The sequence below is a fragment of the Arthrobacter sp. A2-55 genome (assembly GCF_025548615.1).
GTDB classification, from domain to species: Bacteria; Actinomycetota; Actinomycetes; order Actinomycetales; family Micrococcaceae; genus Specibacter; species Specibacter silviterrae.
This window is the reverse complement of sequence record NZ_JAJLOZ010000010.1, coordinates 47,715-70,468: the sequence shown is the minus strand read 5'-3', so window position 1 is coordinate 70,468 and position 22,754 is coordinate 47,715. Positions and strand designations below refer to the sequence as shown.

Genomic DNA, 22,754 nt, shown 5'->3' with positions numbered 1-22,754 from the left:
AGACCTTGTGGGCGGCTGGCCGCCCATATACGCTGGTCGGATCAAGCCCGGGGTGGGCCCGGATGAAGGCCTACGTCGATTCAGCCGGGGCACTCCGTCCCGGATCATTTCCCACCCGATCGCGTTCGGGTCCGGTGAGTGGACCTGTGTCATCGGCGCTCACGCGGCCGGCTCCATGGCCGGCGAGGGCTGCACGGCCATGAGACCGGTTTTACGGCCGGGCCGGCCGGCCCTGACGCCGTTGGCGATCACGACGATTTCGGCCAGCTCGTGGATCAGGACCACGGCGGCCAGGCCGAGTGCCCCGAACAATGCCAGCGGGATCAGTACGGCGATCAGGGCCAGGGACAGGCCGACGTTTTGGAGCATGATGCGCCGGGTCCTGCGCGCATGGTCGAGGACCTGGGGCAGGTGGTTCAGGTCCTCACCCATCAGGGCGATGTCCGCGGTTTCAATGGCGACGTCGGTGCCCATGGCGCCCATTGCGATGCCGGTATCGGCGGTCGCCAGGGCCGGGGCGTCATTGACGCCGTCGCCGACCATGGCGGTGGGCTGGCGGGCCATAAGGGTCCTGATGATCTCAGCCTTGTCCTCCGGGAGAAGGCCGGCGTGGACTTCTCTGATGCCCGCGGCCTGGCCCAGGGCGGTGGCGGTGATCAGGTTGTCACCGGTGAGCATGACGGTGGTGTAGCCAGATCTGTTGAGCCGGGCGATGACCTCCCGGGCCTCGGGGCGCAGCTCGTCGCGGACCGCGATGGCGCCGATGGCCTGCCCATCGTCCTCGATGAGGACTGCGGTCGCGCCGGTGTGCTGCATCCGCTCAACATCAGTGGCCAGGGGGCCGGCGTCGATCCAGCCCGGGCGGCCAAGACGGACCCGCCTGCCCTCCAGGCGGCCTTCCAACCCGGATCCGGGGACCGCGTTCACATCGGTGACGGCCGCCCGGTCCGGGGCGGCGGCGAGAATGGCGCGCGCGAGCGGGTGCTCGCTGCGGGCCTCCAGTCCAGCCGCGACGGCAAGCATCCGCTCCCGCGTCGCAGATCCGGCAGGTACGACGTCGATGACGGCGGGCTTGTTGCGGGTCAGTGTGCCGGTCTTGTCCAGGGCGACGGTGCGGATCCTGCCGAGAGTTTCCAAGGCGCCGCCACCCTTGATGAGCACCCCGATCCGGCTGGCCGCACCCACGGAGGCAACGACCGTGACAGGAACTGAGATCGCCAGCGCGCACGGCGAGGCAGCAACCAGGACGACCAGGGCACGCTCAAACCACAACACTGGATCGCCGACGATGAAACCGAAGACGACGATCAAGGCCGCCGCAATCAGGATCCCCGGGACAAGCTTGCCGGCGATGGAATCGGCCAGACGCTGGCCCGGACCCTTGCGGGACTGCTCCGCCTCCACAATGTGCACAATCCTCGCCAGCGAATTGTTCTCCGCGGTGCTCGTAACCTCGACCTCCAGGGGACCGGTGCCATTGATGGACCCGGCATAGACCTCGGTCCCCGGTCCGGCCTCGACCGGAACGGATTCCCCGGTCAGCGCCGAAGTGTCCAGGGAGGTGCGGCCGGTGACGATTGTGCCGTCGGTGGCCAGCCGCTCCCCGGGCCGGACAACCATCACATCCCCGGGGACGAGTTCAGCCGGGGATACCGCAACCTCACCCCCGCCTCTCAGCACGGTGGCCTCGGCGGGGACAAGATCCAACAGGGCGCGCAGGCCGCGACGGGTCTTCGCCAGCGAGTATTCCTCCAGCCCTTCGGAGATCGCGTAGAGGAAAGCCAACATGGCTGCTTCCCCGAACTGACCCAGGGCTACCGCGCCGACAGCGGCGATCGTCATCAGTGTCCCGACCCCGATCCTGCCCTTGGCCAGGCGACGGAGCGTGGAAGGCACAAACGTCCAAGCTGCCACCAGCAGAGCAAGGATCTCCAAGGGAAGCGTCAGCCATGGGGGACCGCCGGCCAGCGACGCGATCCAGGCTGCCAGGAGCAGCACGCCCGCCACCGCCGCGGCCCGGACCTCGCCCACCTGCCAGAACCCTACGACCTCCTCCACCCCTTCGGACTCGCCCGCTCCGGCCTTATCGTCACTGCAGCCGCAGGCGTCACTCATCTCGCGTCCCCCTGCGTCATGGGGTCGCCGGTGCTGCCGGTGCCGTAGTTCGGGCATAGGCTGACCGCGTTGCCGGTGGCCGCGAGCAGGACCTCCGCCGATGCGAGCATGTCCATCAGCTCCGGACGGGACAGCGAGTAGTACACGCTCCGGCCCTGCACCCGGCCCTCGACCAGGCCACAATCGCGCAGGCACGCGACATGCGCCGACACCGTGGACTGCGCCAGGCCCAACTCCCCGACCAAATCACCGACCCGGGCCTCGCCGCCGGCCATGCGCTTCACAATGCTCAGCCGGGTCGGGTCACTGAGGGAATGGAAAAGCGCCGCCGCGGGATCAAGCTGCCCGCACGCACCGGCGGGAACCATCGATTCAATCGTCATACAGCGATGATAGCGTGAAACGCTGATGTTATTGACGGGCGTGGACCTATTCACTGAGTGTTATTGGCGCGGCGGTCGTGAAATACGAACTTGCTCGCTGTCGGAAACAGGAAGCGTGCTTACCGCTCGCGCCCCAAAAGAAACGCCGCGTAGCGTGCATTGCTGGCCGAGACGGCACCGGCCCACCGTGTTGCCGACGTAATGTCCAACCCGGTCAGGCGTGCGAGGATGACGGGCGGCAATTGACCCGCCAGTGATGTCAGCGCACCGGATCGCACGGCCTGGGGCTCTATGCCGATCATTTTGAGACGCCGTGTGAGCGCTTGGGGTGAGAGTGGGTGCCCTGCTCTTGTTCCGGGAAAGAGCCATTCATTGTCGGTGACGGATCCGAACATGCGCGCCGCGTCCCTGGCGGCCAGGGCGAGTTCCGCGATTTCCCCTATTTTCTTAGGCAGCGCAAGCGGCTCGCTCCCGAGCCGGATAAAGATCACACCGCCGTCAAGGAAAAGGTCTTGCACGCGAAGCTGAACGATTCGGGCGGGAGTAATTCCGTAGAGGAGCACGAGGGCGGCAGCCATTGTCGTCCGCGGGTCCGATGGCGGGCTGGAAAGCGCGTTGTCCAGCAGCTGCATGCGGTCCTGTCCGTCGGTTCCGCCAATAGTGAGCTGGCTGCGCATGACGGACGGGGCGGTGAGCGTCGTTGAATAGGCGTTTCGCCGCGTCCACTTGAGAAATTCCCTAACGAGCCTTCGGTCGGGCAGGCCGGTGCCCAGCCAGCGGTCAACGTCTTCCTGCCGGAGCGAGACCAGGCTGCTCCCTTGCTGGTGCGCCCAGTTCAGCAGGTTGATGACGTGCTGGAGCTCCCTTTTGCGGAAGGCCGCCTGGGCCGGGCGGGTCAGGCCGGGTTGCCCCCGGAGGTAACGCAGATGGCGCCAGCGGGCGAACTGGGTGAAAGCTCTCCGCTCCTTCGGATTCAGAAGTTCCACGGCGGTACGGGTGATCCATGCTTCGAAGCGGGCCAGGTGCTCGTCCCGATGGGGAAGCACCTTGTATTCGACCAGGAATGCCCGGACGGTGCGCGTGGCACGTTCCGCGGCGATCTCGTCGATGGCCTGGTGGGTGAGCAGCTCCGGATTTGCCAGCAGCCAGCGGAGCAGGTCAACGGTTGTCCGGTACCGAAAGGTGCTCAGGATCCGTTCAGGATCTGCCGCTGCGCAGGCAGTTCGAAGGGCACTTACGCGTGGGTGGGACGCGATGATCTCCTCCGGAAAGAGCGAGCGGATCTTGTCATCGGCCGAACAACGCAGGCAGAGCCTGCTTTGGAGCAGGTGCTCGTGCCGGCCGCAGCGCAGGCAGTCACGAAACGAGGAGGGCTGGCGGGGGTAGCAGGAGGGGCAGTACGGAAGGCCGTCGACTCTGCCGTTGACGACCCTTTCCCGGTGGCATTCCGTGCACGGTTCAATAATGGGCGGGACGCATGACCAGCAGAGTGCCCGACCATCCGGGGAACGTTGGCGGATCAGTCTCGTCTCTCCGCAACGGATACATGGTTCACGCAGGTTTGCACACTGGTTGCAGACCGCTTTTGCCGTTCCAGCGAACCTGCATTCGCGGGTGTTGCCGCAGGCGCCGCAGACGTCGAGACGGCGGGCGCGCTGGCAGGCAGTGCAGATGGCCTTGTCGGTGCCGGAGAACCTGCACGGCGCTTCCTTTTGGCAGGAGCTGCAGGTATCGACCAGGGTTTCGGACCTGCACATGCTGCAGAGCGGGCCCGCCGGTGTCCTGGCTGCGATGAGGCGGTAGTTGCCGCATCCGGAGCAGTTCGCGTTCTCGTCCTCAAGGGTGTTGGTGCAGCGCTGACACAGTCCGGATCCATCAGGTTGCCGGCGTTCGATGCTGGCATCCTGCCCGCAGCCGTCGCACCGGGACAGTGTTCCTGCCCGGTAGCACTTCCGGCAGCAAATGAGCCCGTCCCGCCGGGAATGCAGGGCCGTTGCCTGCTGGCAGTGCCCGCACGTCCGTTCCGCCAGGGGCGCCCCTGCCGCACGCAGTGCGTCGTAAAAACCTGCGAACAACACAGAGGCTTCGGCTGGACGGGCGAACCATGCGTCGCCGAAAACTTCACATTCAACATACAGCCGCGGCAGTCGGTCACGGGCGCTGTTTGCCCGTAATGCCGCTATCGCTCGCTCGATTTGCGTTGGCACAAGGGTCGGAAATCGGGCCCCGATTTTTTTCTGGAGCAGGCCTTCAGCGTTCCGCTGCAGCCCTGCCCAACAGCGCTGACAGTAGCTCCGATCGCCAACCGTGGCGTGGCTCCGAAGGGTTTCCCTGCATGCACAGCAGGCAACGTTGCCCGTAGCCCGGCCCGCCCGGGCACAAGCGGCGCATATCCGAAATTCGCCTTCGCGCCGGGTCAGGGGACGTTCCTGGTTGCATTGCCCGCATCGCGGCAGACGCAGCACCCCGGCACCCTGTTCCACCAGTGCGAACAGTACCCGGTCGAGAGCGCGGGGGACGTTGGACGGTCCGGAGGTGAGCACGCCCGGGTCTGCCTCCAGGAGGGTCAGTATCCGCAGTGCGGGCGGTTGCTTGACCAGAATGGAATCAACAACTCCGCGTATGGTCTCACTGGCCAAGCCCGTCTCGACGTTCCGGATCAGGGCCACGATGGCTGCGACGTGGTCCTCACGCATGAGGAGGCACGATCTGTGCCCGCTTGGGCCGCAATCCCCGATCCCGCAGCGCCGTTGCGCCTTGCTGGCCGGCCCGTGTGTCCGTGCCGGTTGCCTGACCTGGTCCGACGACCGCACCGAGATCGACCCGGCGCACCAGGTCGTCCGCACTGCAATCCAAAATATCCAACAGGGCTGCAAAGACATGCATGTTCAAACGCTCCGGCTTCTCGGCCGCCAGGCGATAGACCTGGCTGCTGGACAGCTCGATCCCACGTTCCTTGAGCAAGGGGATGAGCTTGGTCGTGCTGTAGATACCAGCGGAGGCCATAACCTCCCGCAAACGCCATTCGTAGCCGACCGCTTTCACAACACGTTCCCTTCTTCATCTATCCGGGTCTCAAGGGACATATTCAAGGCCTCTCTCATCATCTTGTTCGCAAAATCGCCGCTCACCGCCGTGTATATCGCCGTGGTTGACTGGTAGGCGTGGCCCACTTGTTCCTGGATGAACTTTGTGTCCACACCCTCCTCGGTCAGGTGGGTGACATAGCTGTGCCGCAGGGCATGTGGAGTAAGGACCCTGTCCAGGCCGATCGCGTCACGATAGCTGGCAAAGCGCTCCCTCAACTCCCGGTCGCGCAGACGCGTCCCACGTTCAGAGAACCAGAGGGCGTTTGACTTCCCTTCCTGCATAAGCGGCCTGACGTTCTCGATGTAGTCGCTGACGGCCTCGACCGCCCACATTCGCAACGAGACCACGGACCGCTGTTTCGGTACGCCCCCGCGGGAGGACTTTCCGTGCCGCACCTGCAGGATTCCGTACCTGCCGAACTCCGGCGCCGGGGGGTTGCGATAAAAGTCCGTGACATCCAACTGCACGGCCTCGTTGGCCCGGAGTCCCCACGCGTAGACGACCTTCAACAACGTGGCGTCGCGGTACGCCGGCAACGCACCCTTTCGACCAGATTCCAGGCACCTATCGACCTCAGCATCGGCGTAATCGAGAAGCTCCTGCAATTCCACTCTTGTCAGTGGACGCCGCCCAGGCTTTCCCTCACTGACTTGAAGGTGCGGCAGCGTATTCCAGTCATGACAGATCTGCACCGGGTGCGTCCCGAACCGTCCCTCGCACTCGCCTGCCCAGCCGTAGTGCGGGGAACACACATAGTCGCAGAAAGAACCGATGGAAAGCTGCAAACCACGGATGGTAGAGGGCGCCAGCTTCTTGACCGATACAAGATGCATCATCCACTCATCAAGTGACGAGGCCGACCACTGCCACGGCCACTCGTTGGTGAAGGCCTGGAACCTCTCAACGGCCCGCACGGCATTCTTCACCGTTTTCTCCTTGAGATTCCGCCCGCCTCGCTGTTGCATCGTCCACCCATCAAGCATCGCCTGGAAGACCGCATCCTCCTGATTTAGGAATGACACACCGTCAGCGAGGTACAACGACGCCTGGCCATGTGGAACGCTACGCTGCATCAACAAGTTCCCCTCGGTTAACGGGCTATTCATGCATTAAACGCGAATTTGAGTGTAATGACAAGCCCAAGTACCCCGCCACCTGGGAAGATCACGACCAGCGCTACGCTGGCCTGGGGGTTTATAGCGCCTGCCCCGGCTCGCATCAGATGCAATTCCGCCGGGAAGGGGGCTGATTGCCAAGTCCAGCAACTACGAGCTGTACGGGGACGTGAGCGCCCGCGTGATGGAACTGCTCGGGCGGTTCAGCCATGAGATCGAGATGTATTTTCTGTATCCCAAAATGTGTTGTTGGAAGGCTTTATAGCAAATTTCATGACGTGTAGACGCTGTCCCGTTAGCTGCGCACAGTCAATCCGTGGCCACGGTCACAAGCGCAAACTTTATCCAGGGTCTGGACGTCGGTGTGGTATCGTCTTTGCCGGCCTCCGTCAGGATGGGCCTACAGGATGGGGGCCGTCGTTAGGATCCGCCGGAAGCCGGGGGTGGCCAGCAGCGCCCCGTTGCGCTCGACGGCGAATACTTCCACCGGCCAGCCGGTTGTGGCCAGATCCAGGGTTCCGCGGCCGCCGGCAATGATGGCGGTGGCGAGGGCATCGGCGGTGATGATGTCGGCCGCGAGCACTGTGACTTGAAGGAACGTCCGGCTGCCGGTGGTGGTCTGCGTCCAGATGTGGTCTCCGCGCTCGGCCACTCCGGAGGTGGCAATGGCTGGCAGGTGTCCGGGCATGCGCACGGACGCCAGCAAAGCGGTGCGGTCGACCGGGTCGATGATCCCCACGGTCCAGGCCCCGGTTCGGTTCGTCCCTCTGGCCAGCACATCGCCGCCGGCGTTGATGCACCAGTTGTCCAGGCCCTCCGCGGCCAACACCGCTGCGGCCTGGGCGATAGCCCAGCCCTTCACCACGCCCGAAAGGTCGATGGTGCCGTCGGCGCGGTGCGGGGTGAAAGCCCCATGCGTGCTGTTGCGCCAGCTGATGGCCAGTTCGTACATCTGCCGCAGTTCAACCGATGCCTGGCATAGCCGCAACGAACCGGACGCGATCTGGGAAAGCTCGGATTCCGGGCGGTACAGGCTGTAGCGTTGATCGGCATCATCAAATATATTGACGATGCCGTCAACCGTTCCGGGCCCGGTGCCCTCGCCGTACCAGCCACGGACAATCAGGCTGACGGTGGTGCCCATGGTGTTAAAGACCCTCGTTGTTAGGCGGTCCCCGTTCTCATGGATGGTACTCATCGGATTCGCCTCGTTATCCCTTGAAGTTGGCCGCGTCCAGTGCGGCCTGCAGCGAGCTCAGGTATCCCTGGCTGGTGTAGGTGGCGCCCCCGACCATGTCCACCTTGGCTGATTGGCTTGAGAGCACCTCGGATCGGAGCATCGGCACTGCCTGCTGGTCAATTTCGCCGGACAGGGAACCCACGTCTGTCAGCTGCAGCGCCACGATGTCGGTGATTTTGCCGCCGGTTATCACGGCCCGGACCTGCACGGTGCCATACGGTGTCTGGATCTGGCTCCCGTCGAAGGTCCCGCTTTTGGCCCCGGCCGCGGGTGCAGGGTTACCGGCGCCCGTCCCGGCCGCGGTCGAACCACCTGATCCGGACGACGTTCCGGCGCCCGACGGCGGGTTGGCCACCTTGGCCACGGTGCCGCCGGGTGTTGACGAGGCCTGGTTACCGGCCTGCCATCCGATCAGGAGGATGGCAGCGGAGGCAAGGGAGGCCAGTACCGCGCTGCGGGCTCTCACCAGCTGAACCTTTCGTAGTGGATCCGGAACTTTGGTACGCCGGCCTGTTTTGCGTCCTCGACCACAAGGTCGGTCCAGCCGCGGGGCCCGCACACGAACACGTCGGCGTCCCGGACATCGGGAACGATCGTGGACAGGCTCATACCGTGGCTGGCCTCCCGGGTCGGCAGCCAGCTGTCTTGGCCTTTCTTCGTCCGGCGCCCCAGCAGTACATAGAGCACGGCAGACTTCTTGATGCACAACTTGTGCAGCTCCTGGTATAGGTAGAGGCCCTTCTCGTCAGGCGCCCGAACGATCACCGTCATCTCCCCGGGGGCGAAATCACCCTGTTCGAGCAGCGAGATGATGGGCGTAATGCCGATGCCGGCTGCTACGGCAACCGCACGCCTGGTGGTGCGGGCCCGGTCGGTAAAGAGGCCGTACGGTCCCTCGATGCTCACCCGGGTGCCGATCGGCAGGGCACCCAGTTCGGCGGTTCCGCTCCCCAGCTCACGGACGGTCACTTTAAGGCGCAGGACCCCGGGCGCGGCAGAGAGCGAGAAGGGGTGGGCGTGCCACCACAGCCCGCGGGACCAGAACCGCCAGATGAAGAACTGGCCGCCGCGGGCCCGCAGATCGGCCAGGTATCGTCCGGTCATCTCGATTGAATACACCCCGGGCGCTTCGGCGACGATGTTGCTGACCCGCAGGTCGTGGCGCAGTGTCCGCAGCACGGGGATGATGAACCGGTAGACCAGCAATGCGGCGGCGACCCCGAAATAGAGCACCAGCCAGTAGTAGCGCGCCCAGGTTCCATCGGCAAACAATTGCCCGGTGCTGAACTGGTGCGGCAGGGCGGCCAGTACCGCGGCGTAGGCGAGAAAATGCGCCACATGCCATGCCTCGTAGGAGAGTTTCCGCCGAACAATCACCAGCGAGGTGATCACCACACCCGCCAGCAATCCGTAGCCCAAATAGGCAATTTTCATGTCCGGGAGCGTCGTAAACATGTGCCAGATCTCGGCGAACACGTTCAAACGCGTCGTCTGCGCGTAGCCGATCCAAAGCAGCACCACATGGGCCGAAATGAGGTAGAACACCGGCTTGCCCATCCGCTGGTGGACCAGCAGGGCGTGGTCGTGGCCGAAGGCCCGGTCGATGATCGGGACCCTGGCGGCCAGAAGCAGTTGGATGAGCATCAGGTCGGTCCCCACAAGTCCGGCGATGATGCCGACGGCGGTATAGGTGCCCGGGACGGTTTTGAATTCCACGAGCCCGCTGTCGGCCAGAAACAGGGCCAGAACAAGCGCCACCGTCAGCCATACGATCGCTTCCAGGGAGTCCGCCAGACGCGCCCGCCGGAGGTAACGCGCCCGCTGCGGCTCCCGCCGCGGACTAGCCGCCCGGTCTGCTCCCACCCGGTAAGTCATCTGGCCCGCATCCCGGTCCGGGTTGTTGCTGATCCACGGTCCGCGTTCCGGGTCGCTCCGGCCGTTGGGCCGACGGCGGCAGAGGGTGTCGCGCGCCTGGAGCCGCCGGGTTCCGCCTCTGCCGTGGCATGTATTCTGCTCATGTCTGCGATGCTAGATGCACGTTCTTAGAGCATTCTTCGAGGCCGTGGCGGCGGTACCGCTTGCCCCCAAACTGCCGGGACGTGGGGCGTCATGGTGGCGGAGCGGTGCCCGGCAGCGTTTCCTCCTGGAGGGAACGGGCTGCAGGGGAGCGACCGCGGCTTGGCCGGGCCATCGGCAGGCGCACAATAATGACCGCCCCGGATGATTGCGTGCCGATTTCCGCCCTGCCGCCGTGCTGGGAAGCCACTTCGGCGACGAGGGCAAGTCCCAGACCATAGTGGCGCGGCCCCGGGGCGCCCTCCGGTTCGGTGCTGGCGGGCTGCGCGGTTGTGAACCGCTCGAAGGCCCGCGGCCTGACATCATCGGAAAATCCGGGGCCGTCATCGCTGACCGTGATGACCAGAGTCCTCGGGTCTGTGGATACTGCGACGTCCACCCGCGAGTGTGCGAAACGGACGGCGTTGTCCAGCAGCGCCACGAAAAGCCGACGCAACGCCGTCGGCGCGGCAGCGATCCACAGCGGGCCGGCCAGCCCGCTTCGCTCGACCCTGACGCCGCTGCGCGCGGCGAAGGCCGAAAATGACTGGACGACGTCGTCGGCCATTGCCACTACGTCGACTGTGATGTACTCGACCCGGCGTGTATCGGCCGAGACGAGCAGGTCTTCCAGGAGCCGGCTCAGCGACCTCGAGTCTTCAACGATCGCGTCCACCTCGGCATCAATAGTCAGTGGGGGCTCCTGCAGCGAAGAAGATGCCAGGCGCCGGCGCAGCATTTGCGCACGCGTACTGAGCAACGTCAGCGGAGTTCGCAGTTCGTGGCTTGCATCCGCGACAAATCGGCGCTGCCGCTCCAGAGCCTCCGCCATGGGCAGCATGGCACGCCGGGCAAGCCACACGGCCAGCAGGCTCGCCAGCACCACCGCGCCCCCGCAGGTCAGCAGGAGGGCAAGGCCCAGCCGGTTCAACTCCTCCAAATTCTCATGACGATCGAACACCGCCTGGACGACCCGACCGCCAGAGTCAGCGGTGCGGACGATATACGAGCGGCCCCCTATCGAGACGTCCTCCTGGACGGTGGCCCCATTGGAGGCGACAGCCTCCATAGCCTTCAGGTCGGGCAGTCCGGACGGCATATCGGGAGACACAGTCAACGTGCCTTGGTTCGAGATCGCCAACCTGATACCGGCGGGCGCATCCTGGACCGAATCGATGTGCTCGGTCGCGGTGGCCAGGAGGCGTTGGGCCGCGGCGGCCTGGCTCGTGCTGACAATCAACAGTACCGACGCGGCGATCGCCACCAGCAGCACTACCAGCAAAGCGCCGGTCTGCCGGGCCAGCCGCCAGGAGGACCTGTGCAGCTCGTCCTCGGCCCGGCCCCTCACGCCAGCGTGCCGATCTTGTAGCCGATGCCATGAATCGTCCGCACGCTGCCGCGTCCGAGCTTGCGCCGGAGGTAATGCACATAGGTATCGACCACCCCGGCTTCTTCGGCGTTCGGGAAGACGTACTCAAGTATCTCTTCCCGGCCAAATACCCGGTTCGGCCAGCGTGCCAGCTCTTCCAACAGTGCGCTCTCCCGCTCGGACAAAACGACGATGGAACCATCGGGGCGAGTGACACTGCGCGATCCGAGGTCAAAGCGGCCACCGGCGATCCGCAGGGTGGTAGCCGTGGCGATATGCCGGCGCCGTAAGGCACGCAAACGGGCCAGAAGTTCCTCGACGTCGAAGGGCTTGGCCAGATAGTCCTCCGCACCGGCATCGAGCCCCTCGACCCTGTCGGCAGGATTGCCCAAGGCGGAGAGAATGAGCGCGGCCGTTTCGACGCCCTGCCGGCGCAGCTTTGATAACAGATTCAGCCCGTCCATGACCGGAAGGCCCCGGTCCAGAATCAGGACGTCGAATTCCTCGGTCAGTGCGAGGTGGAGGCCCTTCTGCCCGTCCGGAGCGCTGGATACCTCATACCCCTCACCAACGAACAGCTCTTCCAGCATCGCCCGAAGCTGCCCGTCATCCTCGACCAAAAGAAGGTGCGGCTTCATCTCACTCATAGTCGAAGTCTAGGCGTGAGGACCCCGGCCAGACACCGCGCCGCTGCCACAAAGGAGCGGGCAATCTTCGACTGAGCCCGCACGGCGTCCGATAACGATCGTTCACAAGACACCCCATCCCGGACGTCCTAAGAGCAACAAATTAGGCCTTGGACCGCCTGATTTCTCTGGTCCACAGGCGGTCCTGACCAACCAAATTATCGGCTGGGAGTTTGTTGTGAATTATCGAGTCAAACTGCTCTTTCGGCCTTCCGCAGCACCAACACGTGCCACGATTAATAGTCTGGTCCAGCGCCTGCTGGGCGCCGGAAGCACCCACGACGCTGGCTGGGGGACAGGCGGGTAGGGGAGACCATGACGACCACGAGCCCCCACCGCCCGATCCGATGAGCCATTACACCCAACCCCTGCGCCAGTACCACCAACGGAAACTTCGCCGCCGAATAGTCCTGGCTAGCATCGCTGGCGTCCTCACACTCGTGCTGGTGGCTGTTGGCTACGTGTTCTTCACCGCTCTGTCCGGGTGAACAACAATGTGTTGCGTTCGGGCGCTCTTAATGGCGCACAGGCTGTTCCGAAGCTGAACCAGGACACCAACATCCTGGTGATGGGTCTTGATTCGCGCGTCGATGAGCAGGGCAAGCCTCTTTCCCCTGCCGTGTATGACGCGCTCGATGCGGGTGACCAGACCATCGGCGGCTACAACTCGAACGTGCTGATGCTCATCCATATCCCGGCCAACGGGTCCAAGGCAACGGCCATCTCCATCCCCCGTGATGACTACGCCCAAATCGCCGGGATTCCCGGAGAGTCCATTCAGGGCAAGATCAAGGAAGCTTACGGAGACGGGCTGGCTGCGGCGCAGACGGCCTTGCTGGCCGAGGGCAAGCCGAATAACAACGCCACCTACCAGCCGGCCCGCGACGCCGGACGCCGGGCCGAAATTGCCACCGTCTCCCAGTTCCTGGGCAGCGTCCACATTGACCACTTTATCGAAGTGACCATGGTCGGGTTCTACGAGGTCGCCCAGGCCGTCGCCCCCATCACCGTGTGCGTAAACCAAGCCACCCAGGACACCTATTCCGGCGCCAACTTCAAGGCCGGCCTGCAACAAATCGACGCCAAACAGGCGATGGCCTATGTCCGCCAGCGCCGGGACACCAGCAATCCCAACTACCTCTTCTCCGACCTTGGTCGGGAACGGCGCCAGCAGGCCTTCATCGTCTCGGTGATCCGCCAGCTCAAACAGGCCGGCACGTTCACGGACATTCCCAAGATGCAGTCTGTGCTCACGGCCGTGAGCAAGAACATCGTGGTCGGCCAGGGCCTGAACCTCATCGACCTGATGCGGCAGGCCTCCTCTATTACGGGCGGCCATATCTCCTTCACTACCTTGCCGATCACCGGCTTCGGTACCGCGCCCAATGGTGAATCGATCAACACCGTTGATGTGGCCCAGGTCCAGGCCACTGTTAAGGAACTCCTCACCCCAGCCCCGACCGCCAAGGCGAAGCCTTCATCCGCTAGCACCAGCTCATCCGCGGCATCCACGAGCACGGCATCCTCCGCCGGTACGACGGCTAAACCCAAGGCGGCCAAAAAGGCTGCCCCGACCACCACCTACGGCGACTGGACCGGGGCACTCCAGGGCGGTTCCATCCCCTGCGTCAAATTGCGTTGCGCTCCAGACAACGGAACCTACCGTCGGATTTTTCCGTTTTCACAAGCCACCCCAAAATAGCGTTATCTGCGGTTATGCGCATATTTTGACGTCATGTGGTGTCGGATGAGTTCTATACTGGGGGTGCAAGGTGCCGCTCGTTAGCTGAGGCTCCTTCGCGGAAACAAGCCAGCGACCCCAAACGTCCAGAGACGCCAAGGGTCAGGACAGGCCTTCCCGGCTTAAGGGGTGGCTCCGATTGGCTCCCGGTGCATGCACCAGGTCACGACGCGAAGTGCCAAAGGTCTTACGAGGAGGGGCAGTCCCCAACGCTCATCGTTGGTCTCCTCATCCGTGCCGAGCGGGAAGACAGGAGCAGGCCCATGCCCGATGGACATAAGCCCGTTCCTGCGCCCCAGCGGTAACCCTCCGGATCCCGCCTAACAACTTTCCCCCGCTCAGGAACCAACACCCCCTTTGACTCGCGGTCGCTTCCGGCCTCGAACCGTCATGCCCGTCAACACATTCACCCCTCGCCGCCCCCTGCCCCGGGGAAGAACGAAGGTCCTCATGACTATGAACACCCCACCCAATATCGAACCTCCCCGCTCAGCAGTCCTCGACTCGGCCCACCTCGGCGACATCAAGGGCGCCTTTGGCACCATTGGCATGCACGACGACGCTCCCCGCACCACGATCAAGGCCAAATTGAAGACGCTGATCGCCATTGTCGGCCCGGGCCTGATTGTCATGGTCGGAGACAACGACGCCGGCGCCTTCGGCACCTACACCCAGGCCGGACAGAACTACGGCACCTCCCTGCTGTGGACACTCCTCCTCCTGGTGCCGGTCCTCTACATCAACCAGGAGATGGTGCTGCGCCTGGGCGCCGTTACAGGGGTGGGCCACGCCCGGCTGATCATGGAACGCTTCGGCAAGTTCTGGGGCGCCTTCAGCGTCATCGACCTGTTCGTCCTGAACGCCCTGACGATAGTGACCGAATTCATTGGCATCAGCCTGGGATTGAGCTATCTGGGCATTCCGCAACTGCCCGGGGTCGCCATCGCCGCCGTCGTGATCATTGCCGCCGCCAGCACCGGGTCCTTCCAGCGCTTCGAGCGGGTCTGCATGGCCCTCATTGTCGGCTCCCTGTTGCTGGTGCCCGTTGTCCTGATGGCCCATCCCCCGGTAGGCCAGATGGCCCGCGACTTCTTCATTCCGGGCCTGCCGGCCGGCGCCGAGCTCTCCACGGTGATGTTGCTGATAATCGGCATCGTGGGCACCACCGTCGCGCCATGGCAGCTGTTCTTCCAGCAAAGCTACATCATTGACAAGCGCATCACCCCGCGGTTCATGAACTACGAAAAAGCTGACCTGTGGCTTGGCATCGTCATCGTCGTCGTCGGCGCAGGCGCCATGATTGCCATAGCCGCCGCGACCTTCGCCGACCGGCCCGGCGCCGGCAACTTCACCGATGCCCTCGGCGTGGCACAGGGACTGGGGCAATATGTCGGGAAGATCGCCGGCATCCTTTTCTCCATCGCCCTGATCGATGCCTCGATCATCGGCGCCGCAGCCGTCGGACTCTCCACCTCGTACGCTCTGGGCGATGTGCTCGGATTAAAGCACTCCCTGCACCGCAAGGTCTCCGAAGCCAAGGGCTTCTACGCCGTCTTCGCCGGGCTGCTGGTCGTAGCCGCCGTCATTGTGTTGATCCCGGGCAGCCCCCTGGGACTGATCACCGTCGGCGTCCAGGTCCTTGCAGGAGTGCTGCTGCCCTCCGCATCCGTCTTCTTGCTGCTGCTCTGCAATGACAGGGCCGTCCTGGGCCCGTGGGTCAACCGGACCTGGCTGAACATTTTCACCTCCCTGGTGATCGCCGTGCTCGTCATGCTTTCCCTGGTGTTGACCGCCAGTGTCGTCTTCCCCGATATCACCTCCGGCGCCATTCTGGCGATCCTGCTCACCGGCAGCGCCGCCGTCGTCCTCGCCGGCGGCAGCATGCTCATCTGGCACCGCCAACACCCGGTGGTCAGAACGGAGGCCGGGGCCGTGGACCGGAGCGAACGCTTTGGCTGGCGGATGCCCCCGATCGCCTTGCTGCAGACTCCGACAATGTCCACGACCCGGCGGATCGGGATGGGTATCCTGCGCGGTTACCTGCTGATCGCCATGATCATGGTCATCACCCGCATCGTCCAACTCGCCCTGGGCCACTAGCCATCGACCCGGGCTCACGCCATAATTCAATTCATACCGGTGCCCCCGGCCGGTTCCGCTCCCGAAAGGAGCCACCATGAACATCATGCCGCTGAAACTCTCGGTCCTGCTCAAAAATGCCGTCGTCGACGCCAAAGGCCTGCAAATCGGAACCTTGGCCGACATCATCGTCCGTCTGGCCCCCAACCACGCCCCCCAGTTGACCGGGCTGGTCCTGCGGATCGGGTCGGGAACCGTCTATGCCCCCATCTCGACCGTACTGTCCATGACCGCGGACCACATCGATCTGGCCAGTGCCCGCCTGGACCTGCGCCCCTTCGAACGCCGCGACGGGGAAGTACTGCTCCGTGCCGATGTCCTAGGACACCGCATGATCGACATTGACCACGCAGCCCTGGTACGCGCCTACGACGTCCAACTCGAACAAACCACCCAGGGATGGACCGCCACCGGCCTCGACACCCATAAAGCGCGCTGGCTCAGCCTTAAACGCGACCACGAAACACACCCCGTGCGGCGGTGGGAAGACTTTGAAACGCTCATCGGCCACGCCGAATCCCTCGCCAGCCGTGTCCCGGGGACGGGCCTGAACCGGCTCAAGGCACCCCAATTCGCAGACCTCATCGAAGAAGCAACGGCCGATGAACAGAATGAACTCCTCAACCACGTCCACGGAAATCCCGAGCTTGAAGCAGACGTCTTCGAAGAACTTGACGACGACAGCCAATCAGAAATCCTGGCCGCACGCACCAACCAACAAGCCGCGGAAGTCTTGAGCCGGATGCGCCCCGATGATGCTGCCGACGCCCTCATGGACCTTCCCCAAGACAGACGTACCAACGTTCTCAGCCTTCTGCCTCCGGCCCAGCGTGCACGGGTTACCACACTCTTGGGATTCCATGACGCCACCGCCGGCGGCCTCATGGGCCTGGACTTCATCCAATTCCCACCCGAAACCACCATCGCACTGGCCCTCTCCGCCCTCAGCAGGTCCACGACCAGCCAACCCGAAGCACTGAACGTACTCTTCAGCGTCGACACCGACGGTCGGCTTGCCGGGGCACTCGGACTGGTCCAGGCACTCCAGCTGCCCCAGGACTCGCTGGTACTGCAAGCCTGTGAACCAGACCCGGTATTCGCAAGACCCGGAGACGACGTCGTGGACGTCACCAACCGGATGGCGGACTTCAATCTCCTCGTCCTGCCCGTCCTCGATGCCGACGGCCGGATCCTTGGCGTGGTCACAGTTGACGATGCCCTTGAAGCAGCCATACCGCAAGACTGGCGCCGTCGCGAAGCACAACCGCATCCCAACACACCCACAAACCACCACTAACGAACTGACAGGGCGCAGCCGGCGTTGAAAAACCCCGTCCCCCACCTCCTTATAGGCAGCGCACCAGGAGAACCTGAAATATCCGTGGTGAAGGAATTGGCCATGAACATGAGACCTTCGGCCATTGGCAAGTACAGTCCCATCAGCTTCACCACCCTGGCCCGAGTCCAGTCTGGGCTCGACGCCAGATAAGACCTTAGCGTCGAATTTTCCACTTTTTCACAAGCCACCCGTAAAGCATGCGAGCAGGACGCCTGGTTTGCTTGTCCTTGAAGGTGGCTCTACATTCACGCGTGGGAGTGGAAATGTTGTTTCATGTCGTGGGAGGGGATGCCCAGTACGGGGACGGGCTGTGTGGTGAGCAGTCGGTGCATCAGGGAGCCGGAGACGAGTTCGTCGACTTTGGCCATGATTCCTGGGCGCCGGGCGCCGATGACGATGGTGGATGCCCCGACGGTCTGTGCCAGGCGCCCCAATGCCAAGGCGGGGTCACCGCCGATGATCCGCATGGCCCATGTCGTGGAGTAGTCAGCGGCAACGTCACCGAGGGATTCTTTTAGTCGGGCCGCCGCAATGGCGGTGTCATCGTCCGGATCAAGGACGGGATCCAAGGAGATGGGCAGAACCTCATTGCCCGGGGCCCATTCGATGAGGTAGCTGGCTGGATCCACGAATGCTGCAATGAGCGGAGCAGAAAGGCTTTCAGCCAGTTCCAAGGCCCGAGTCCACACCGCCGGGTTCTGTCCCGGGATGATGCCGGCGATGACGGGGGAACCGGTAAACCGTGCAATTCCTGCTGACTCACTCATGAGGACTGCTTTCTGTGATCTTTGGTGGCGACGGTGGATTCGGAAAGGAACTCCCGGACCGGCCGGCCAATCTCGTTGCCGGGCCCCGGCGGGGACCACCTGGGCTGGGTTCTCAATCGTCCTGTCAAGGGACAGCTTGCCCCGCTAGATCTGGCGCCAGTCATTCCACTCCCATGGTAATGACGAGGTTGGCAGCCTGCACTCTTCGCCGCGGGCGCCCAGCGTCAGGCGGCGCCGGGCTCCCAGGACATCACGGCCGACAACAACGACACCTACCAAGCCGGGCATGGCTGGACTTGATTCTTGAGTGGCCCTTCTTCCTGACTACTTCTTCTTGTGGCTGCCGGGCTTCGTCGTGGCGGGGGCCTGGTTCGGTGCGGGCGGCACCACGGGCTGGACGGGGGCGTCGGTGCCCTTGGGGTCGTTGACGCCCACCACCAGGGGTGCGGTGGTGGCCAGCATGGAAGCCGGTGGCTTTTCCAGGGGCTGGGCGGCGTAGGCCGGGATGCCGGCCGCGGCGTTCATGACGCCGGCCCACTGGGTGCCGGCCAGGTTCGCTCCGTCCACGCCCACCCAGTAGTGGCCGTTGATGGTGATGTCCTGGTTGACCCAGAACGGTCCGATGCCCTTGTAGCTGCCAAACCAGGAGGCCGTGGAAATGCCGGAGTTGGCGCCGATGGTCCAGGTGTTGGTGTTGCCGTCGGTGGTGCCGGTCTTGGCAAACGCGGTGGCCTTGTCGTTGAGCGGGATCAGGTAGCCCGAGCCCCTGACCAGCATTTGCTGCAGCGTGTACTTCACACCGTTCGCCACTTCCCGGGAGATGGTTTGCTGGCAGTTGGCCCCCGGCACCGGGTAGCTCTTGCCCGTGTTGTCCGTGATGGAGGTGAGGGCGATCGGGTCGCAGCGCACGCCGCCGCTGGCGAACGTGGCCATCATGGTGGCCATGTTGATGGGGGCCACGTTCTCGCTGCCGATCAGGTTGGAGATGTTGCTCAGGTCGTAGGGCTTGTTGGTGGCGCCGTCGGCAATTCCGGCCGCCGTCGCCATCTTTTGGATGTTGCAGAAGTCCAGGGCGGCAGCCGTCTGGAAGGTGATGGTGTTGATGGAGTTGTATAGCCCTTCCAGGGCCGTCATGGGGTAGTAGTGGTTGGGGTCGTCGTTGGGCAGCAGCTTTGTCCCGGAGGCCGGGTCATACCAGCCCGTGGTTTTCCCGCAGCTGTTCTTCCAGTTGTAGCCCATCGGATAGTCGCGCACGGCACCGTTGACCATGGTCATCATGGAGTGGCCGGAGTTGAGCCATTCGGCGTACACAATGGGCTTGAAGGTGGAACCGATCTGGAAGCCGCCGGCCCCGTGCAGGGAATTGCCCTTGGCGTCATTGAGCGGCAAGGCAAAGTTGCCCATGTAGTTCCCCGGCTTGGATGCCGGGTTGTAAATGGTGTTTTGCGCCATGGTCAGGACCTTGCCGGTGCCCGGCTGCACACTGACCACGGCGGCACCGCGCTGGAGCGGGTCGGTTGCGGACATGGTGGCATTCACCTGGTCCTGGGCCACCTGCTGCAGTTTCGGGTCCAGGGTGGTCTTGATGGTCAGTCCGCCCTGGTAGAGGAACTTGTTGCGTTCTTCCGGCGTTGCGCCGAAGGCGGGGTTATTGAGCACCAGCTGCTGGACATAGTCGCAGAAGTAGGGGGCCATGGCCGCGGCGACACAGCCCTGGGACGGCTTGTTCAGGTGGACGGTCAGCGTCGCCTTCACGGCGGCGTCGTGCTGTTTTTGGGTGATCTTCTTCTGGGCCAGCATCTTGCCCAGCACCTCGTTGCGGCGTGTGACCACGTTGTCCGGGTGCGCCACCGGATCGTAGACCGAGGGGCTGTTGACTACCCCGGCCAGGGCGGCAGCCTGGGGCAGGGTCAGGTTCTTGGCATCGGTGTTGAAGTACAGTTTGGAGGCTGCCTGGATGCCGTAGGCGCCGTTGCCGAAGTAGATGAGGTTCAGGTAGCCCTGGAGGATCTGGTCCTTGGAGTACTTTTTCTCCATGGCGATGGCCATGCGCATTTCCTTGAGCTTGTCGCCCACGGTCTTTTGGGCGCCGAGCTTGACCTGGCTTGTGTCTCCCTTGGAGACCAGGTTTTGGATGATCACGTTGTTCACGTACTGCTGGGTGATCGTGGAGGCGCCCTCGCGCCCGCCCTGGACCGTGGCGACAACGGCGCGCAGGATGCCGGTGGGGTCGATGCCGCCGTGCTGGTAGAACCGGGCGTCCTCAATGGCGACGATGCCGGTCTTGATGTAGGGCGACATGTTCGCCAGGGTTACATCGTGCCGGTCCTCGGCATAGAACCGAGCGATCACGGAACCATCACTGGCGAGGACCTTGGTGGTCTGGGCGGGCGGGTCAACGTCGAGGGTTCCCGGGAGGTTGGTGAACATGCTGATGGAGTCATCGGCCACGGTGGCCGCCAGGGCGGTCCCCGGGACAAACAGGCCGGCGACGAGGGTCCCGCAGGCGATGCTGATGACGCCCAGGAGCAGCAACCGGCCCAGGATAGTTCTCGTATCGAAGAGTCGGTTCTTCGTCGCTTTCATCAGGTGGTGGGCCTTTCAAGATCGTGCGGGGGGTGGTGGGTTGGGATGCCATCGCGGGTGGGTGTTTGGTTCCGACGCCGTGCCGGTTCGGCGGAAAGACGCTGCTGCCTGGCGGAGGCCTACCGACCGGTTCCAGTCTGGGGGTGCAAGGGCCCCGGGGTGCAGGTGGGGCCGGCGGCGATTGGAAAGGCGGTGGAGCGGGGGCGTTTGAGGCGGACCGTGAACACTATGGCCGCGGCCAGGCAGATCAATCCGGCGACCCAGGTGTTGACCCGAAGGCCCAGGATCAAGTTCGCGTAGTCCGAGCGCATGAGTTCGAAGGCGAACCGCCCGGCCGTATACCCGGCAGCATAGAGGGCGAAGACGCTGCCGGCCCCGAGCGTGTAGCGCCGGTCCAGGGCGAGCAGTGCGAGTCCGACGACCAGGCACCAAAGTGATTCGTAAAGGAATGTCGGCTGGTAGTAGCCGAGGATGATCGCGTGGCCGGAGGCGTCTGTGAGCGCGGTTCCGGCGGCTGTGTCCATCTGGTGGATTTGGAGTTTCCAGGGCAGGGTTGTCGGGTCGCCGTAGAGTTCGTTGTTGAACCAGTTTCCCCAGCGCCCGAGGGCTTGGGCGAAGACCACGCCGGGGGCAACGGCGTCCAGGAACGCGATGAGGGAGACCCCGGCCCGGCGGCAGCCGATCCAGGCGCCCACACATCCCAGGGCGATGGCCCCCCAGATGCCCAGCCCGCCGTCCCAGATCGCGAAGGCATTCCACGCGTTGCGTCCGGGCAGGAAGTACAGTTCGGGGTCGGTGATGACGTGGTAGAGCCGGCCGCCGATGATTCCACCGGGAACGGCCCAGAGGCAGATGTCGGCGACCTGTCCGGGGCGCCCTCCCCGGGCGATCCAGCGCCTGGATCCGAGCCAGATGGCTACCCCGATGCCGGCGATGATGCACAGGGCGTAAAAGTGTATGGTCAGTGGGCCTAGGTGAAAGGCGCTGACCGTCGGGGAGGGCAGGAATGTCTGGAGGATCATGGGGTGCCGTTCGGTGAGTGAGGGACGCGGCGGGTCGTCATCGTGCACAGTGTCATGGTTTGCTGCGGAAACGCTGGGGGTCGGTGGCACCGGGAACCAGGCGGCACCGGGTGCCGGGCCAGTGAGGGATTTATGCCCCGGCCATCTGCTTCCCGAAGACAGCGAGGATCACGGCCAGCAGGGCTACCGCGGCGAACACCACGATCGCGAGTTCGAACCCTGCAGTGGAGGCGATGGCGTGACCGCCGGTTGTTGCGGTACCGGAGGCAAGGACGTAGAGGACGGCTCCGAACGCTACGCCCAGGGAGGTCCCGACGTCGCGGGTCATGTTCATCACCCCGCTGATCCGCACCAGCATGTCGGCAGGCATCTTGTAGTCAGCTCGGTTGGCGCGGGCCGGTGGCATGGCCCAGGATGTGGGCGACCGGTGGGGCCAGGCGGTGGACAGCGAATTTGAAGCGCCGGTTGTCTTGGATGGTAAACCCGGCTGCCGTGATTGCGCCCAAGGTGTCCCGGTTAGGGTGGCAGCCTCCGGCAATAACTTGCCATGCCGGGGCGAGCAGGTTTTCGGCCATGGCCAGCGGGAGGTGGTTGGAGCGGACATGTTCGTAGAAGGCGAAGGTCCCTCCAGGGCGCAGGACACGGCGGATTTCAGCCAGGGCGGTGCTCTGGTCCATGACGCTGCATAGGACGAGACTAGAGACGACTGCGTCGACGCTGAAGTTCTCCGCCGGGATCCGCTCGGCGGCCCCGGCAATCACGCTGACAGGAATCGAGGAGGAGGCGGCCTTCTCGAGTGCCAGGCTCCTGAGGTAGTCATCGGGCTCCACCGCCACGAGCTGGGTGACGCCGGAGGGGTACAACCCGAACGATGAGCCCTCACCGGCGCCAATCTCGATCACGGTTCCGTGCAAGTTGGCGAGTAGGCTACGCCGGTGTTCGGTTCCGCCGCGACGGTTCATGCCCTCGATGACCCGGGCGTAGGCGCGAGCGAAGCGGGGATGCTGCTGACCGGCGAATGCGTTCTCGCCGGCTCCATGTCCGCTACTGTTGCGGGCGTCCATGGCGACCTCTTATCCGTCAGGTTTACTGCCTGCCTTGTCCTGG

At 64.1% G+C, this 22,754-nt stretch carries 18 protein-coding genes and 1 riboswitch; of the genes, 3 read left to right on the top strand and 15 right to left on the bottom strand.

The window, feature by feature from the left end; genetic code table 11:
• Positions 1-159: 159 nt before the first annotated feature.
• From LPN03_RS04950 to LPN03_RS04905, 10 genes are all read right to left on the bottom strand, one after another.
• Positions 160-2,115 carry a heavy metal translocating P-type ATPase gene (locus LPN03_RS04950; protein ID WP_262453337.1) on the bottom strand — a complete coding sequence of 652 codons (1,956 nt, stop codon included), beginning with the start codon at positions 2,113-2,115 and terminating at the stop codon, positions 160-162.
• Positions 2,112-2,498, bottom strand: a complete 387-nt coding sequence (locus LPN03_RS04945; RefSeq protein ID WP_262453336.1) for an ArsR/SmtB family transcription factor — start codon at positions 2,496-2,498, stop codon at positions 2,112-2,114. Before LPN03_RS04945 ends, LPN03_RS04950 begins: the two co-directional genes overlap by 4 nt.
• Before the next feature lie 119 nt (positions 2,499-2,617).
• Complete coding sequence (locus LPN03_RS04940) at positions 2,618-4,255, bottom strand: site-specific integrase (protein WP_262453335.1); 1,638 nt, start codon at positions 4,253-4,255, stop codon at positions 2,618-2,620.
• 931 nt (positions 4,256-5,186) lie between these two features.
• On the bottom strand, positions 5,187-5,543 hold the full coding sequence (locus LPN03_RS04935) for a helix-turn-helix domain-containing protein (protein ID WP_262453334.1): 357 nt from the start codon (positions 5,541-5,543) through the stop codon (positions 5,187-5,189).
• Positions 5,540-6,661, bottom strand: coding sequence for a tyrosine-type recombinase/integrase (locus LPN03_RS04930; RefSeq protein WP_262453343.1), 1,122 nt, complete (start codon positions 6,659-6,661; stop codon positions 5,540-5,542). The genes LPN03_RS04935 and LPN03_RS04930 overlap by 4 nt, the downstream gene beginning before the upstream one ends.
• Positions 6,662-7,103: 442 nt before the next feature.
• On the bottom strand, positions 7,104-7,901 hold the full coding sequence (locus LPN03_RS04925) for an FAD:protein FMN transferase (RefSeq protein ID WP_262453333.1): 798 nt from the start codon (positions 7,899-7,901) through the stop codon (positions 7,104-7,106).
• Positions 7,902-7,914: 13 nt separating this feature from the next.
• Positions 7,915-8,409 carry an FMN-binding protein gene (locus LPN03_RS04920; protein WP_262453332.1) on the bottom strand — a complete coding sequence of 165 codons (495 nt, stop codon included), beginning with the start codon at positions 8,407-8,409 and terminating at the stop codon, positions 7,915-7,917.
• The gene (locus tag LPN03_RS04915) at positions 8,406-9,806 is read right to left on the bottom strand and encodes a ferredoxin reductase family protein (protein WP_262453331.1); all 1,401 of its coding nucleotides are present in this window, start codon (positions 9,804-9,806) and stop codon (positions 8,406-8,408) included. The genes LPN03_RS04920 and LPN03_RS04915 overlap by 4 nt, the downstream gene beginning before the upstream one ends.
• Positions 9,807-10,050: 244 nt before the next feature.
• A complete protein-coding gene (locus LPN03_RS04910) occupies positions 10,051-11,271 on the bottom strand; it encodes a sensor histidine kinase (RefSeq protein ID WP_262453342.1) in 1,221 nt (406 codons plus the stop codon).
• Between the two features lie 71 nt (positions 11,272-11,342).
• Entirely contained in the window at positions 11,343-12,014 is a 672-nt protein-coding gene (locus LPN03_RS04905; protein WP_262453330.1) for a response regulator transcription factor, read from the bottom strand.
• A 523-nt stretch (positions 12,015-12,537) separates the two neighbouring features.
• On the opposite strand from LPN03_RS04905, the gene LPN03_RS04900 reads away from it, so the two are divergent.
• The 3 genes from LPN03_RS04900 (at position 12,538) to LPN03_RS04890 (ending at position 17,230) form a co-directional block, all read left to right on the top strand.
• A complete protein-coding gene (locus LPN03_RS04900; protein ID WP_262453329.1) occupies positions 12,538-13,755 on the top strand; it encodes an LCP family protein in 1,218 nt (405 codons plus the stop codon).
• A gap of 69 nt (positions 13,756-13,824) precedes the next feature.
• A riboswitch (M-box (ykoK) riboswitch) is annotated at positions 13,825-13,998 on the top strand.
• A gap of 252 nt (positions 13,999-14,250) precedes the next feature.
• Positions 14,251-15,894 (top strand): NRAMP family divalent metal transporter, encoded by a 1,644-nt coding sequence (locus tag LPN03_RS04895; protein WP_262453328.1) that lies wholly within the window; start codon positions 14,251-14,253, stop codon positions 15,892-15,894.
• Between the two features lie 76 nt (positions 15,895-15,970).
• A complete protein-coding gene (locus tag LPN03_RS04890) occupies positions 15,971-17,230 on the top strand; it encodes a magnesium transporter MgtE N-terminal domain-containing protein (RefSeq protein WP_262453327.1) in 1,260 nt (419 codons plus the stop codon).
• A gap of 287 nt (positions 17,231-17,517) precedes the next feature.
• Here LPN03_RS04890 and LPN03_RS04885 read toward each other — a convergent pair whose 3' ends face one another.
• The 5 genes from LPN03_RS04885 to LPN03_RS04865 form a co-directional block, all read right to left on the bottom strand.
• Complete coding sequence (locus LPN03_RS04885) at positions 17,518-18,039, bottom strand: universal stress protein (RefSeq protein WP_262453326.1); 522 nt, start codon at positions 18,037-18,039, stop codon at positions 17,518-17,520.
• A 324-nt stretch (positions 18,040-18,363) separates the two neighbouring features.
• Positions 18,364-20,625 carry a transglycosylase domain-containing protein gene (locus LPN03_RS04880; protein WP_262453325.1) on the bottom strand — a complete coding sequence of 754 codons (2,262 nt, stop codon included), beginning with the start codon at positions 20,623-20,625 and terminating at the stop codon, positions 18,364-18,366.
• A gap of 119 nt (positions 20,626-20,744) precedes the next feature.
• A complete protein-coding gene (gene lgt / locus LPN03_RS04875) occupies positions 20,745-21,695 on the bottom strand; it encodes a prolipoprotein diacylglyceryl transferase (RefSeq protein WP_316255402.1) in 951 nt (316 codons plus the stop codon).
• Positions 21,696-21,777: 82 nt separating this feature from the next.
• Complete coding sequence (locus LPN03_RS04870; protein WP_262453324.1) at positions 21,778-22,053, bottom strand: hypothetical protein; 276 nt, start codon at positions 22,051-22,053, stop codon at positions 21,778-21,780.
• The gene (locus LPN03_RS04865) at positions 22,025-22,711 is read right to left on the bottom strand and encodes a class I SAM-dependent methyltransferase (RefSeq protein ID WP_262453323.1); all 687 of its coding nucleotides are present in this window, start codon (positions 22,709-22,711) and stop codon (positions 22,025-22,027) included. The genes LPN03_RS04870 and LPN03_RS04865 overlap by 29 nt, the downstream gene beginning before the upstream one ends.
• Positions 22,712-22,754 lie beyond the last annotated feature (43 nt).

Coding starts and splice junctions, on each gene's coding strand:
- LPN03_RS04950 (WP_262453337.1), bottom strand. CDS start 2,115: ATGAGTGACGCCTGCGGCTGCAGTGACGATAAGGCCGGAGCGGGCGAG.
- LPN03_RS04945 (WP_262453336.1), bottom strand. CDS start 2,498: ATGACGATTGAATCGATGGTTCCCGCCGGTGCGTGCGGGCAGCTTGAT.
- LPN03_RS04940 (WP_262453335.1), bottom strand. CDS start 4,255: ATGTGCAGGTCCGAAACCCTGGTCGATACCTGCAGCTCCTGCCAAAAG.
- LPN03_RS04930 (WP_262453343.1), bottom strand. CDS start 6,661: ATGCAGCGTAGCGTTCCACATGGCCAGGCGTCGTTGTACCTCGCTGAC.
- LPN03_RS04925 (WP_262453333.1), bottom strand. CDS start 7,901: ATGAGTACCATCCATGAGAACGGGGACCGCCTAACAACGAGGGTCTTT.
- LPN03_RS04905 (WP_262453330.1), bottom strand. CDS start 12,014: ATGAGTGAGATGAAGCCGCACCTTCTTTTGGTCGAGGATGACGGGCAG.
- LPN03_RS04895 (WP_262453328.1), top strand. CDS start 14,251: ATGAACACCCCACCCAATATCGAACCTCCCCGCTCAGCAGTCCTCGAC.
- LPN03_RS04890 (WP_262453327.1), top strand. CDS start 15,971: ATGAACATCATGCCGCTGAAACTCTCGGTCCTGCTCAAAAATGCCGTC.
- LPN03_RS04885 (WP_262453326.1), bottom strand. CDS start 18,039: ATGAGTGAGTCAGCAGGAATTGCACGGTTTACCGGTTCCCCCGTCATC.
- LPN03_RS04880 (WP_262453325.1), bottom strand. CDS start 20,625: ATGAAAGCGACGAAGAACCGACTCTTCGATACGAGAACTATCCTGGGC.
- LPN03_RS04870 (WP_262453324.1), bottom strand. CDS start 22,053: ATGCCACCGGCCCGCGCCAACCGAGCTGACTACAAGATGCCTGCCGAC.
- LPN03_RS04865 (WP_262453323.1), bottom strand. CDS start 22,711: ATGGACGCCCGCAACAGTAGCGGACATGGAGCCGGCGAGAACGCATTC.